Annotated in this window: 12 protein-coding genes; 3 read left to right on the forward strand and 9 right to left on the reverse strand. The window is 64.2% G+C overall.

Annotation, left to right across the window (positions count from 1 at the left end):
* Positions 1 to 69: 69 nt before the first annotated feature.
* The 3 genes from rnhA to ispH are packed head-to-tail and all read right to left on the reverse strand — an operon-like array spanning position 70 to position 2,489.
* Complete coding sequence (gene rnhA, locus FXB41_RS16050; RefSeq protein ID WP_007597503.1) at positions 70 to 534, reverse strand: ribonuclease HI; 465 nt, start codon at positions 532 to 534, stop codon at positions 70 to 72.
* The gene (locus tag FXB41_RS16055; protein WP_007597504.1) at positions 531 to 1,514 is read right to left on the reverse strand and encodes a homoserine kinase; all 984 of its coding nucleotides are present in this window, start codon (positions 1,512 to 1,514) and stop codon (positions 531 to 533) included. Before FXB41_RS16055 ends, rnhA begins: the two co-directional genes overlap by 4 nt.
* A 6-nt stretch (positions 1,515 to 1,520) precedes the next feature.
* Positions 1,521 to 2,489 carry a 4-hydroxy-3-methylbut-2-enyl diphosphate reductase gene (gene ispH / locus FXB41_RS16060; protein ID WP_007597506.1) on the reverse strand — a complete coding sequence of 323 codons (969 nt, stop codon included), beginning with the start codon at positions 2,487 to 2,489 and terminating at the stop codon, positions 1,521 to 1,523.
* Between the two features lie 253 nt (positions 2,490 to 2,742).
* Between ispH and FXB41_RS16065 the strand changes: the two genes are divergently transcribed.
* Positions 2,743 to 3,438: a DUF1013 domain-containing protein gene (locus FXB41_RS16065; protein WP_007597507.1), complete on the forward strand. Its 696-nt coding sequence runs from the start codon at positions 2,743 to 2,745 to the stop codon at positions 3,436 to 3,438.
* A gap of 268 nt (positions 3,439 to 3,706) precedes the next feature.
* On the opposite strand, the gene FXB41_RS16070 is transcribed toward FXB41_RS16065, so the two are convergent.
* The 5 genes from FXB41_RS16070 to FXB41_RS16090 form a co-directional block, all read right to left on the reverse strand.
* Positions 3,707 to 4,453 carry an OmpW/AlkL family protein gene (locus FXB41_RS16070; protein ID WP_219682435.1) on the reverse strand — a complete coding sequence of 249 codons (747 nt, stop codon included), beginning with the start codon at positions 4,451 to 4,453 and terminating at the stop codon, positions 3,707 to 3,709.
* Positions 4,454 to 4,616: 163 nt separating this feature from the next.
* On the reverse strand, positions 4,617 to 4,877 hold the full coding sequence (locus FXB41_RS16075; RefSeq protein WP_007597509.1) for a hypothetical protein: 261 nt from the start codon (positions 4,875 to 4,877) through the stop codon (positions 4,617 to 4,619).
* 169 nt (positions 4,878 to 5,046) lie between these two features.
* Positions 5,047 to 6,981: a propionyl-CoA synthetase gene (locus FXB41_RS16080; protein WP_246648922.1), complete on the reverse strand. Its 1,935-nt coding sequence runs from the start codon at positions 6,979 to 6,981 to the stop codon at positions 5,047 to 5,049.
* A 145-nt stretch (positions 6,982 to 7,126) separates the two neighbouring features.
* Positions 7,127 to 8,512, reverse strand: a complete 1,386-nt coding sequence (locus FXB41_RS16085; protein WP_219682436.1) for a tetratricopeptide repeat protein — start codon at positions 8,510 to 8,512, stop codon at positions 7,127 to 7,129.
* 131 nt (positions 8,513 to 8,643) lie between these two features.
* Complete coding sequence (locus FXB41_RS16090) at positions 8,644 to 9,402, reverse strand: tetratricopeptide repeat protein (protein ID WP_219682437.1); 759 nt, start codon at positions 9,400 to 9,402, stop codon at positions 8,644 to 8,646.
* Positions 9,403 to 9,497: 95 nt separating this feature from the next.
* On the opposite strand from FXB41_RS16090, the gene FXB41_RS16095 reads away from it, so the two are divergent.
* Together FXB41_RS16095 and FXB41_RS16100 are read left to right on the forward strand one after the other, a co-directional pair.
* Complete coding sequence (locus FXB41_RS16095; protein ID WP_088941041.1) at positions 9,498 to 11,075, forward strand: cation:proton antiporter; 1,578 nt, start codon at positions 9,498 to 9,500, stop codon at positions 11,073 to 11,075.
* Positions 11,076 to 11,289: 214 nt separating this feature from the next.
* Entirely contained in the window at positions 11,290 to 12,060 is a 771-nt protein-coding gene (locus FXB41_RS16100) for a hypothetical protein (protein ID WP_219682438.1), read from the forward strand.
* A gap of 130 nt (positions 12,061 to 12,190) precedes the next feature.
* Here the strand turns inward: FXB41_RS16100 and FXB41_RS16105 are convergent, their stop codons facing one another.
* Positions 12,191 to 12,997, reverse strand: coding sequence for an SDR family NAD(P)-dependent oxidoreductase (locus tag FXB41_RS16105; protein WP_219682439.1), 807 nt, complete (start codon positions 12,995 to 12,997; stop codon positions 12,191 to 12,193).
* Positions 12,998 to 13,002: the final 5 nt, after the last annotated feature.

The raw sequence follows: 13,002 nt of genomic DNA on the forward strand, positions 1-13,002 counted from the left end.
CTATGTCTCCGGTCTAAACATCAAGCCGGGCGATGACGGCGGAACATGAGGAAGGAGCGCGGATCCGCGCTACTCCGCCACCCGCGCCTGCAACCGCGCCTTCACGATGCCGTCCCGCGCGAGCTGATCGGCGCGTTCGTTCTCGGGATGCCCTGCGTGGCCTTTGACCCAGTGCCAGCGCACGTCATGAGCCTTCAGCGCAGCATCGAGGCGCTGCCATAGCTCGACATTCTTCACCGGCTTCTTGTCGGCGGTGCGCCAGCCGTTGCGCTTCCAGCCGTGAATCCAGCCGGTGATGCCCTGACGGACATATTGGCTGTCGGTATAGAGATCGACCGTGCACGGCTTCTTCAGCGCTTCCAACGCGGAGATCGCCGCCATCAATTCCATCTGGTTGTTGGTGGTGTGGCGCTCACCACCGTTCAGTTCTTTTTCCTTGTCGCCGAACTTCAGGATCGCGCCCCAGCCGCCGGGCCCCGGATTTCCCGAGCAGGCGCCGTCGGTGTAGATAGTGACAATCGGAAGCTCGCTCACGCCACCAGCCCCGACGGCATCAGCCCGTAGTCGCGCACGCTGGAAACGCTCTGGTGGAAGCGCAGCTTGCGGACATATTCCAGCGGATCCTTCGGCCGAACCAGCGCGCCGGGCGGAACGTTGAGCCAGTCGACCAGCCGCGTCAGCAGGAACCGCATCGCGGCGCCGCGCGCGAGCAGCGGCAGCGCTGCCTCTTCCGCCTCGGACAGCTTTCGCACACGGCCATAGGCGTTGAGGAAGGCCCGCGCCTTGGTGACGTTGAAGGAATGATCCGGCTCGAAGCACCAGGCGTTGAGACAGATCGCGACGTCATAAGCCAGCATATCATTGCAGGCGAAAGTGAAGTCGATGATTCCGGAGAGCTTGTCGCCGAGGAAGAAGACGTTGTCGTTGAAGAGGTCGGCGTGGATCACGCCTTCAGGCAGCTGCGTCGGCCAGATCCCGCTCTCGAGGTAGTCGAGTTCGTGGCTCAGGAACGCGCGCAGGCCGGGCTGCACCTCGTCGGCCCGCTGTGACGCGGCATCGAACAGCGGCCGCCAGCCCGGGACCGACAGCGCGTTCGCACGCCTGATCGCGAAATTCGCGCTCGCCAGATGCATCCTGGCGAGCCCCTCGCCGACGCCGGCGCAATGGGCCGCGTTCGGCTTGCGCGGCCAGACGCCCTCGAGAAAGGTGATGATCGCGGCCGGCCGGCCCGACAGCTCGCGCAACGCCTCGCCGTCCGTTCCCTTCACCGGCAGCGGGCAGTTGACGCCGTGCTCGGCCAGATGCGTCATCAGTGCGAGGAAGAACGGCAGATCGTTCTTCGCCACGCGCTTCTCATAGAGCGTGAGGATGAACGATCCCTTGGTCGTATGCAGCAGGAAGTTGGAATTTTCGACGCCCTCGGCGATGCCCTTGTACGAGAGCAACTCGCCGAGATCGTATTGGTTGAGGAAGTCCGCAAGCTCGTCGGCGGCAACGTCGGTGTAGACCGCCATGAAGATCTACTCGGCGGCGGCTTCGGGGCGCACCTGACGCGGCAGCGGGAAGAACTCGTTCTCTTCCGCGGCCGAGACCGTCTCCACATGCAGCGTGAAGCGCTCGGCGAACGCGTCCATGATCTCCTCGACGATCACTTCCGGTGCCGAGGCGCCAGCGGTGATGCCGAGGCTGGTGATGTTCTCGAACCGCTTCCAGTCGATTTCGGTGGCGCGCTGCGCCAGCACGGCGATCGGGCAACCCTCGCGTTCGGCGACTTCGCGCAGGCGCTGCGAGTTCGACGAGTTCGGCGCACCGACCACGATCAGGGCGTCGACCACCGGCGCCACCTTCTTCACCGCGAGCTGGCGGTTGGTGGTGGCGTAGCAGATGTCTTCCTTGTGCGGCCCGTTGATGTTCGGGAAGCGCTCCTTCAGAAGCGCCACGATCTCCGCGGTGTCGTCGATCGACAGCGTGGTCTGGGTCACGAAGGCGAGGTTGTTCGGGTCCTTCGGGGCGATGGTCTTCGCGTCCTCGGCGGTCTCGATCAGGGTCACGGCGCCGGTCGGGAGCTGGCCGAGCGTGCCCACCACCTCGGGATGATGGGAATGGCCGATCAGGAAGATCTCGCGGCCGCGCTTGAAATGGATCGCGGCCTCGCGGTGGACCTTGGTGACCAGGGGGCAGGTCGCATCCAGCGAGAACAAATTGCGGGATGTGGCGTCGGCCGGAACCGATTTCGGCACGCCATGGGCCGAGAACACCACCGGCGCGGTGGTGTTTTCCGGGATCTCGGCGAGTTCCTCGACGAAGATCGCGCCCTTCTTCTTCAACCCATCGACGACGTATTTGTTATGCACAATCTCATGGCGAACATAGACGGGGGCGCCGTATTTATCGAGCGCCCGTTCCACGGTGTCGATCGCCCGGACCACCCCGGCGCAGAAGCCACGGGGAGAACAAAGCACGATCTTGAGGTCTGGTTTGGCTGACATTGAGCGATCTCGGGACCGAATCACCTCGCCAAATGGGCGGGAAGCGGTCGATGAATGAATAGGGCTTGGGTACGGTCTTACAGGGACTTCAGAGGGAATTGGGCCCCCTTTCGGGCGCTGTCAAGGCACTATCTATAGCAGAACCATTGCGTGGCTACCCCCTCCGGGCTTATATAGCGCGAATTCCCAGTCATCGCTGATGACCACCGGTTTCGCCTCCAAAGGGGTGGGCGAAGCACAAAGGAGATTTGCCATGAGCAACGCACCTCTGATGCCCAAGGCGACCGCCGTCTGGCTGCTCGACAACACCGCGCTGACCTTCGATCAGGTCGCCGATTTCACCAAAATGCACCCCCTCGAGGTGCGCGCGATCGCCGATGGCGACGCCGCCCAAGGCATCAAGGGCATGGATCCCCTCTCCAACGGCCAGCTGACCCGCGAGGAGATCGAGAAGGGCGAGAACAACCCGGACTACCGGCTCCGACTCCAGGAGAGTAAGGTGGTGCTGCCGCCGCAACCCAAGCGCAAGGGCCCGCGCTACACCCCGGTCTCGCGCCGCCACGAACGCCCGAGCGCCATCCTCTGGCTGCTGCGCAACCATCCCGAGCTCAAGGACGCCCAGATCATGCGCCTGGTCGGCACGACCAAGAGCACGATCGCCAGTGTCCGCGATCGCACCCACTGGAACACGTCCCAGCTGACGCCGATTGATCCCGTCACTCTCGGCCTCTGCTCGCAGATCGAGCTCGATTTCGAGGTCGCGCGCGCGGCCAAGGAAAAGCCGATCGACGCGGCCTATGGCGGCGCCACCCTGCTGCCGGCCTCCGAAACCACCAAGAAGGACGAGTACGAACCCGCCGAGAGGTCCAGCGACGATCTCAACGTCGATGCCGTGTTCGCCAAGCTGAAGACACTCGGCGGCAAGAAGCAGGACCAGGAGGAGGAGTAATCCTTCGCTGTTCATTCGTGAACGCAACAAAAACGCGGCAGGGAAACCTGCCGCGTTTTTGTTTTGCACCTGCAAAACGACTGACAACGCATACCCTCCGGCGTCGTCCTGGCGAAAGCCAGGACCCATTACCCCAAGGAGGAATTTGGCGACTACTCGTCGCTCGGTTCTCCTACCGCGCTCAGTCGATAGATTCCGCGGTATGGGTCCTGGCATTCGCCAGGACGACGTTAGGGCGACAGTGTGCCTCCCTAAGGCAACAACAACTTCAGAACTTATACGTCACACCACCGCCGACCAGCCACGGGTCGATATGCGCAGTGCCGGTAACCGGCAGACCACTGACCGTCGCCGAATAGTCCGGCCGCAACCAGAGCTTCTTGACGTCGACGTTGAGGCCCCAGTGCCGATCGAGCATGTAGTCGAAGCCGAACTGCACCGCGCCACCGAAGGCGTTGCTGACATGCAGGCCAGTGGTGGTGGCGACGATCGCGGGCGGACCGACGATCGCGGCCGGCGCGTTGGTGGCGGAATTGCTGAAGAACATTGTGTAGTTCACGCCGGCGCCGATATACGGCTTGAACGCGCCGAAATTGTCGAAGTGATATTGCAGGGTCAGCGTCGGCGGCAGCAGCGTAGTCTTGCCGATCGGCAGATTTGCGAGCGAGCCGGTGCCGCTGATCGAATGCCGGGTTACGCCCAGGATCAGCTCGGCCGCGATGTTCCTGGTGAAGAAATAGCTGATGTCGAGCTCAGGCACGACCTGGTCGCTGATCGAGAGGCCCGAATTCGGCGACGACAGTGACGGAACGCCGGCGACATTGACGGTCGAGCCGCCCGCATCCGGCAACACGCCTAGCACCCGCAAGCGTACCATCCAGGGATTGAAGGCTTCTACCGGCGGCGGCGCTTTTTTGTAGATCGGCAAATCGGCGGCCTGTGCCGAGGCAAAAGCCCCCGCCAGCGCCGCACCTAGCGCCGCGAGCCGCGCCACGTTTCTTATTATTCCGTCCATTGCATTCCCCTTCAGCCATTTGCGCGCTTCGTTGCGCGACATCAGCGTCAGAGCAGAAAGGCAGTGGTGAAGGATTTGATGCCGATCAAATCAGGACAAGTGCGATTGCGATTTGGCTGCGGCGTTGCAGATCTGTCGCGGCAGGATAATGCCACGGCTTACATCATGGCCGGTCTGGATGGTTCAGCATGTATTCGCCGAGGTCGCGCTGGCGGCGGTCGGCGCGGGTGGTCGCGGCGCTGCGCTGGACGTCGCGGTCCTTGCGGCAGGCCACGTATTCAGGCGAGCCGGCCGCATAGCCGCGGCTCTGGCAGACCGCGTCGTCATCATCGCCGCCCATCGCCACCGGCGTCTGGTAGCGCGCGGAGCAGGCGGAGAGAATGAGGCCCGCAAATGCAATCGCTAGGAACGGCTTCGAATTCATGGCAGGCCCTTCATCCTCATGGTGAGGAGCCCGCGCAGCGGGCGTCTCGAACCATGCAGGCCAAGCTGGAGCAGCGGGGCCTTTCATCCTTCGAGACGCGCGCCAGGCGCGCTCCTCAGGATGAGGATTGAGCGGAAAAATGCGGCCTATTCAAGCCCCATTGCAAACCTCACACCCGCCCCTTCAGCGCATCGCCGATCTCGTCGAGCACCTTGGGGTCCTCAATCGTCGCCGGCATGGTCCAGGCTTCACCATCTGCGATCTTCTTGATGGTGCCGCGCAAGATCTTTCCGGAGCGCGTCTTGGGCAGGCGCCCGACGGTGATGGCGAGCTTGAACGCGGCAACGGGACCGAGCTTGTCGCGCACCAGCGCGATGATCTCCTTCTCGATCTCGGCGGGGGCCCGCTTCACACCCGCCTTGAGCACCAGGAAGCCGCAGGGTACCTCACCTTTGATCGCGTCCTTGACGCCGAGCACGGCGCATTCGGCGACATCGGGATGCGAAGCCAGGATCTCCTCCATGCCGCCGGTGGAGAGCCGATGGCCGGCGACGTTGATGATGTCGTCGGTGCGGCCCATGACGAAGACATAGCCGTCCTCGTCCTTGTAGCCGGCATCCGATGTTTTGTAGTAGCCGGGGAATTCGGTGAGGTAGGCTTCCTTAAACCGTTCGTCCTGATTCCACAGTGTCGGCAGGCAGCCCGGCGGCATCGGAAGCTTGATGACGATCGAGCCCATGGTGTTCGGACCGACCGGCTTTGCCGCTTCGTCGACCACGTCGACCTGGTAGCCCGGCATCGGCACCGTCGGCGATCCGTGCTTCACCGGCAGCTGGCCTAAGCCAACCGGATTGCCGGCGATGCACCAGCCGGTCTCGGTCTGCCACCAATGGTCGATGACAGGCACTTTCAACTGCTGCTCCGCCCATTTCACCGTCGGCGGATCGGCGCGCTCGCCGGCCAGGAACAGCGTGCGGAACGTCGAGAGGTCGTACTGCCGGATGAATTTTCCTTCCGGATCTTCTTTCCGGAGCGCGCGGAACGCGGTCGGCGCAGTGAAGAAGGCGACAGCTTTGTGCTCGCTGATCACGCGCCAGAACGCGCCTGCATCGGGCGTGCCGACCGGCTTCCCCTCATACATAATCGAGGTCGCGCCGTGCAGCAGCGGGCCGTAGACGATGTAACTGTGGCCGACCACCCAGCCGATGTCGGAGCCGCACCACCAGACCTCGCCCGGCTTGACGCCATAGAGGTTGAACATGGACCATTTCACTGCGACGAGATGGCCGCCATTGTCCCGCACGACGCCCTTGGGAATGCCGGTCGTGCCTGACGTATAGAGGATGTAGAGCGGATCGGTGGCGGCGACGGGCACGCAAGGCGCCTGCTTGCCGTCGTTCATCGCCTTGCGGCGCAGGCCCGCCCAATCATAGTCACGGCCGGGCGTGAGGGCGCAGACGAGCTGCGGACGTTGCAGCACGATGCAGGCCTTCGGCTTTGCGCCCGCAAGCCTGATCGCCTCGTCGAGCAGCGGCTTGTACTGCACGATGCGGCCGGGCTCGATGCCGCAGCTCGCCGACAGGATCAACTTTGGCTGCGCATCGTCGATGCGGGTGGCGAGCTCTTTCGCGGCAAAGCCGCCGAACACCACGGAGTGCACCGCGCCAATGCGCGCGCAGGCGAGCATCGCAACGACGGCCTCCGGGACCATCGGCATATAGAGGATGACGCGATCGCCCTTGGCGACACCAAAGTCCTGCATGATGGCGGCGAGCGCCTGCACTTCGGCCAGCAGTTCGGCGTAGGTGAATTTGGTGACGCTATTTGCCAGCGGCGAATCATGGATTAGCGCGATCTGGTCGGCGCGGCCGCGTTCGACGTGGCGGTCGAGCGCGTTGTAGCAGGTGTTCACAATGCCACCGCTGAACCAGCGGCCGTAGACGCCCTGCGAGGGATCGAAGATCTTTTTTGGTGGCTCGATCCAGTCGATCTCCTTGGCCGCCTCGGCCCAAAAGCCCTCAGGGTCGGCCAGCGAGCGCGCATAAACCTCGTGATAGACGCTCTTTCCGTCGATGTTTCCTTGGACGTTTCCTCGGACGTTCATTCCCGCGCTCCCGTTCCCTTTTATTCGCCTAGCCTTGACCTTGTGGCAGGACAAACGTCCCGCCATGACAGGGATCAAGTACCGGCCATGTTTGAGGGCTATTTTCCCGGGAATGGGCCGCGGTTCAAGCTGAAAAGAACAGTGCTCAGCTATCCATCGCGTTCAGCCGCTGCAGGCGGTCCTGCATGACCTTCCTCAGATCATAGCCGGCGCGGCCGAAGCTCGTATTGCGGGTGGCGAGGAAGTCGCGCTGGGTGCGACGGAGGTCGCCGGCCGAGCGGGACCCGGCCGATTTCAGCACGCGCTCATAAGTCTCGGCGATCTGGCGATCGAGCACACCCAGCTGCGGATCGGCACAAATCACCTTCTCGACTTCGCGCTTCGCAGTGGCACAATCGAACGACGGGCCCTTGCCGGAATTCGCCGCGAGCGGCCGCAGCGGCTCGCCGCCGAATTTCACGATATCCGCGATCATGGCGCGGCGGCCGGCGGCAGCGTTGTCGTTGCCGGGATCGAGCCGCAGCGCGGTCTCGTAGTCGGCCAGCGCCTTCTTGCGCTCGCCCATCTTCTTGTAGAGCACGGCGCGGTTATTGTAGGTCTGCGCGAAATTCGGCTCGAGTTTCAGCGCGGCCTCGTAATCGCTCAGCGCCGCGCCAAGCTCGCCCTTGAGGTGGTAGGAGTCGCCGCGGTTAGCGAAGAAGTTCGGGCGCGGTGCCAGCCGCAGCGCCTGATCGTAATCGGCAATCGCCTTGTCGTACTCGCCCATCGCGGCCAGGGACAGCCCGCGATTGTCGTAATATTCGGGCACCTTCGGATCGAGCCTGATCGCCTCGCCATCGTCGGCAACCGACCTCTCGAGCTGGCCGAGCTTCTTGTAGGCGGCGCCACGATTGGTGTAGCTGCGCGGCCGATTCGGATCGAGCCGCAACGCCTCGCTGAGATCGCGGATCGCGTTCTCGTTGTCGCCGCCGAGATAATAGGTCACGCCGCGGTCTGACCAGGCCTGTGCATTGTCAGGCTTCAGCTTGATCGCCTGGTCGTAATCGGCAAGCGCGCGGTCGAGCCGGCGCTGGTTGGTGTAGACCACGCCGCGCAGCTCGTAAGATTCCGAATCCTGCGGATTGAGTTCGATGGCCTTGCTGAGGTCCGCCGCGGCGCGGTTGAGATCGCCGCCGGCCTCGCGGAGGAGATCGCCGCGCAGGCGCCAGGCTTTTGCGTTCTTGCCATCGAGCGCAATGGCGCGGTCGATGTCCCGCAGCGCCTGCGTGAGGCCGCCCGAGGTCCGCGCATTGGCGTCGGCCCGCACCAGCAACGCCGCGGCGCGATCGGAGGATGGAATTGAGGCCTGGTCAATGGTGGCGCTGCAGGCCGGGATCAGCTCAGCCGGAGCGGCTTTGCTCTCCATCACGCAATCGACGCCGGCCAAGGCAGGAGCGACGAGGACGACGCTCATTGCCGCGCTGAGCAGGAGCGAGCGAAACGAGATTTTTGCAAACGAGAGCATTTGCGCGGAAGGATGCGTGCCGCACATGGCATAGGGCTCCGGGACATCAGGCTTTCACCATTGTCGCGGCGGCCAAAGAATCGGTTCAAATCGAGGCGTGCCAGCGGCGCACCGATCCTTCCCTTCTTCGTCCCGCTCTTACGGGCGAGATGAGGAGCTCAATACCCGTCCACCCCGTTGAGCCGCTGCAGCCGCTCCTGCATCGCCTTCTTCAAATCGTACCCCGGCCGGCCGAACCCGGCGTTGCGGCGGGCGGTGAAATCGTCCTGCTCGCGTTGAAGCGCCTTCGCTTCGCCTGCATTGCGGGCTTCGCGCAAAACGCGCGCGTTGGCGGCAAAAATCTCGCGGTCGAGGTCGGCGAGCTCGCGGTTGGCGCAGATCGCCTTCTCGACGGGGCGGCGCGCACCCTTGCAAATGAAGCTGGGCTTGCCCGCGACCGCCATCTGCGCGCCGATCCGCTCGATCTCGCGCGCCATCGCCTTGTGATTGGCCTTGGCCTGCTCGTGGTTCGGATCGATCTTCAATGCCGCGCCGAAATCCTGCACCGCCTTGGGCTTGTCGCCCTTCCTCAGCCAGAGCTCGCCCCGCGCGTTGAAGATATCGGCGAGACCGGAATCGAGTTCCAGAGCGCGGCTGTCGTCGGCGATCGCGCGGTCGACTTGGTCGTGCCGCGCATAAAGCCCGCCGCGCGCGATCAGCGCCTTGATCAGATCGCCTTTCGCCGTCTTCTCGTTGTCGATCACGGCGGCGCAGGCCGTGGCGGCCTTGTCGATGTCGTCGGCCGCGGCAGCCGCGAGGCACGGCGCGATGTCGACCTGCGGGACCGCGGCCGGTTCGCCGCCGGTCGCGGCATGAGCCACGACGAACGAGAGCGCGAAGAGCACCCCGGCGCCGGACCATTGAATGAGAAAACGCATGCTCGTCACAGTCGGAAAATCTTGGGTTAAGGTCCGGGTTGAGGTCTTGCCTGGGGGCCGCACTATCCATCATACGGCCGGATTGGTGCTAGCTTGTGGCGCCGCTCAAATCGGTTTCGGGGATCAACGTGTCGACATTCGAATGGATCATCGTGCTTCTGCTCGGCGCCGTTGGATTATCGGCGCTGGCGCGGCGGATCAAGGTCCCCTATCCGACCTTTCTCGCGATCGGGGGCGCGCTGATCGCGTTTGTGCCGTCGAGCCCGTCCTGGACGCTGGAGCCCGACCTGGCGTTGGCTCTCTTTGTCGCACCGGTCCTGCTCGATGCCGCCTTCGACACCTCGCTGCGCGATCTCCGCAACAATTGGGTTCCGGTCTCCACTCTGGTCGTCGCCGCCGTCGGCCTGACCACGGCCGCTGTGGCCTACGTCGCCCACCGGCTGATGCCTGACATGCCCTGGGCCGCCGCGGTTGCGCTCGGCGCCATCGTGGCCCCGCCGGACGCGGCCGCTGCGGTCGCGATCCTGAGCCAGGTGAAGCTGCCTCACCGCATGGTGAAGGTCCTGGAGGGCGAGAGCCTGCTCAACGACGCGACCGCGCTCCTGATCTATCGCATCGCGGTCGGAGCGATCGCAACCGAGCATCTGGCATGGAGCCAGGTCGCGCCGACCATGGCGCTGGCCCTGGTCGGCAGCGTCGTCGCGGGCCTGGTCGCAGGCCGCATCATTCCGCTGTTCATGGAACGCGTGAAGGAGGCCCCCAGCTCGATCATCATCCAATTCGCCACGACCTTCATGGTCTGGATTGCCGCCGAGCATCTCGGTCTCTCTGGCATCCTCACCATAGTAGTCTACGGCATCACCATCGCCCGCACGGCTGGGACACGCATGCCGGCGCGGCTGCGAGTACCTTCCTATGCGGTGTGGGAAACCATGGTGTTCGTGCTCAACGTGCTCGCCTTCATGCTGATCGGCATGCAGATGCGGCCGATCTGGACGCGCCTCGATGCGGACGTGCGCTGGGAATATTGCGTGGCGGCCGCCTGGATCCTGCTCACCGTGGTCCTGGTGCGGCTGGCCTGGATTACGTTCTACCGCACGACGCTGCGCACGCTGGTGGCGCACGGCATCTATCACCCCAAGGATCCGAAGCAGGTCGCCTCGGCCAAGGGCGGCCTCATCATCTCCTGGTGCGGCATGCGCGGCTTGGTTACGCTCGCCACCGCCTTTGCCCTGCCGGAGAGCTTTCCGCATCGTGACTTCATCGTCTTCTCGGCGTTTGCCGTCGTGCTCGGCACGCTGGTCGTGCAGGGCCTGACGTTGCGGCCGCTGATCCTGGCGTTCGGCCTCAAGGACGACGATCCCGTCGGCATCGAGGTCGCGCGTGCCCGCGCCGTCGCCTATCGCGCGGCGCTCGACGCGATCGAGGACGATCCGTCGGAGGAAGCGGAAATCCTGCGGCTCGAATATCGCGCCATCCTGATGCAGGCCGACGACGATCCCCATGGCGGCATCACCAACGGCGAACTGCCGGCCGATCCCCTGCGCCGCCGCGGCATCGCGGCCGCGCGCAAGTCGATCTTCGAACTCCGCGCCACCGAGGTGATCGGCGACGACGCGTTTCACAGAATCGAGGAGGAGCTTGATCGCGCGGAATTGAGCGCGGGGGGTTAGATCCGCAAACACCGCTGTCGTCCCGGACAAGCGAAGCGCAGATCCGGGACCCATACGCCGCAGCAAGTGTTTTGCGAAGATTCGGAGTTACCAGCTTCGCGCCAAACCGCGCCCTTTGATTATGGGTCCCGGCCTCGCGCTGTGCGCGCCTCGGGACGACGGTGCAGGGACGGTTTGCTTTGAACCAAACGCCGCCTCTCCAGACTCATCCCTCATGACGACCCTGATCGACGACCGTCGTGTGCGCGCGCGAGATGCGTCGCCCGCACGATATTTCTATCTCCACATGGCGCTGGCCTGCGCGGCCACCGCCTTTCTCGGCTTCGCACCGACCTATTTTGTGCCGCTCGCGCAACGGACCTTGTCCGCAAGCCCCGTCATTCATTTCCATGGTCTCTTGTTCTTCACCTGGTCTCTCTATTTCGTGATCCAGACCTGGCTCGCCGCCTCAGGCCGCGTGGTCAATCACCGTGCGCTCGGCATCGCCGGCGTTTCGCTCGCGACCGCGATGACGATCTTCGGCTTCCTCGCCTCCGTCCATGTGATGCAGCATTCCGCGGCGCTCGGACAGAAAGAGGCCGGCATCGCCTTCTCGATCGTACCGATGAGCGGGATTGCGTTCTTTGCAATGGTGTTCGTGCTCGCGATCATGAACACGCGAAAGCCGGAGATTCACAAACGCCTGATGCTGCTCGCCGCGGTCTCCATCCTCGATGCCGCGATCGCGCGCTGGTTTCTCACTTTCCTCGCGCCTCCGGGACCGCCCGGGTCGCCGCCGGTGCCCGTCACCATCGCACCCGCGATGGTCGCTTCGCTGCTGCTCGTCGTCGCCATGGTACGCGACTGGCGCACCGAAGGCCGCGTGCACCCGGTCTACATCACCGGCACGCTCGCGATGCTGGCGGTGAAGGTACTGAACTGGCCGATCAGCGAAACGGCGGCATGGCATTCATTCGCCGGCGGGATTCTGGCGCTGGCGCAATAGTGTCGTCCTGGCGAAAGCCAGGACCCATTGCCCCGAATGCTGATTGTTGAAGAAGCTGGAGCCGGCAGTCTTCGCCAACCGAGCCTTGTGGTAATGGGCCCTGGCTTACGCCAGGGCGACGAGCAAGGAGCTACGCCCCCGCCTTGCACGTGATCCCGCCGTCCACCACGAGCTCGATCCCCGTCACATATTTCGCTTCGTCCGAGGCCAGGAACAGTGCGGCGTTAGCGACGTCGAAGGCGTCGCCCATGTGGCCCATCGGCACTTGCGCATCGCGCGCCCGCCACATCGCCTCGACATCGCCCTTGGCGTAACTGGCGGCGAGACCGGCGGAATGCTCCACCATCGGCGTTTTCATCAGGCCGGGCAGGATCGCGTTGACGCGGACATGGTGGCGCGCGAATTCGATCGCGGTGGTGCGCGTCATCTGGTTCATCGCCGCTTTCGAAGTGCCGTACGTGACGTAGGAGATACCCATGTGGCGGATCGAAGCGATCGAGGAGATGTTGATGATGGAGCCGCCGCCCTGTTTCACCATCACGGGGATGACGTGCTTCATGGCGAAATACGCGCTCTTGAGGTTGACGCTGAAGACGCGGTCCCAGCTCTCCTCGGTCACCTCGACCACGCTGCCCATCTCGGCGATGCCGACATTATTGTCGAGGACGTCGATGCGGCCGTAGGCCTGCAGGCACGCGGCGACCATCGCCTCGACCTCGTGCGCACGCGAGACCTCGGCCGTGAACGCGATCGCCTGGCCGCCTTCGTCCGTGATGATCTTCACGGTCTCCTCGGCGGCCGCGCCGTTGCGATCGACGCAAAACACCTGCGCGCCCTCGCGCGCAAAGGTGACCGCGGTGGCCTTGCCGTTGCCCCAACCGGGGCCGATCGAGCCCGCGCCCACCACCATCGCAACCTTGCCCTTGAGCCGACCCATCGCGT

It is taken from the genome of Bradyrhizobium canariense (genome assembly GCF_019402665.1).
GTDB classification, from domain to species: Bacteria; Pseudomonadota; Alphaproteobacteria; order Rhizobiales; family Xanthobacteraceae; genus Bradyrhizobium; species Bradyrhizobium canariense.

Coding starts and splice junctions, on each gene's coding strand:
- FXB41_RS16055 (WP_007597504.1), bottom strand. CDS start 1,514: ATGGCGGTCTACACCGACGTTGCCGCCGACGAGCTTGCGGACTTCCTC.
- ispH (WP_007597506.1), bottom strand. CDS start 2,489: ATGTCAGCCAAACCAGACCTCAAGATCGTGCTTTGTTCTCCCCGTGGC.
- FXB41_RS16065 (WP_007597507.1), top strand. CDS start 2,743: ATGAGCAACGCACCTCTGATGCCCAAGGCGACCGCCGTCTGGCTGCTC.
- FXB41_RS16070 (WP_219682435.1), bottom strand. CDS start 4,453: ATGGACGGAATAATAAGAAACGTGGCGCGGCTCGCGGCGCTAGGTGCG.
- FXB41_RS16075 (WP_007597509.1), bottom strand. CDS start 4,877: ATGAATTCGAAGCCGTTCCTAGCGATTGCATTTGCGGGCCTCATTCTC.
- FXB41_RS16080 (WP_246648922.1), bottom strand. CDS start 6,981: ATGAACGTCCGAGGAAACGTCCAAGGAAACATCGACGGAAAGAGCGTC.
- FXB41_RS16085 (WP_219682436.1), bottom strand. CDS start 8,512: ATGTGCGGCACGCATCCTTCCGCGCAAATGCTCTCGTTTGCAAAAATC.
- FXB41_RS16090 (WP_219682437.1), bottom strand. CDS start 9,402: ATGCGTTTTCTCATTCAATGGTCCGGCGCCGGGGTGCTCTTCGCGCTC.
- FXB41_RS16100 (WP_219682438.1), top strand. CDS start 11,290: ATGACGACCCTGATCGACGACCGTCGTGTGCGCGCGCGAGATGCGTCG.
- FXB41_RS16105 (WP_219682439.1), bottom strand. CDS start 12,997: ATGGGTCGGCTCAAGGGCAAGGTTGCGATGGTGGTGGGCGCGGGCTCG.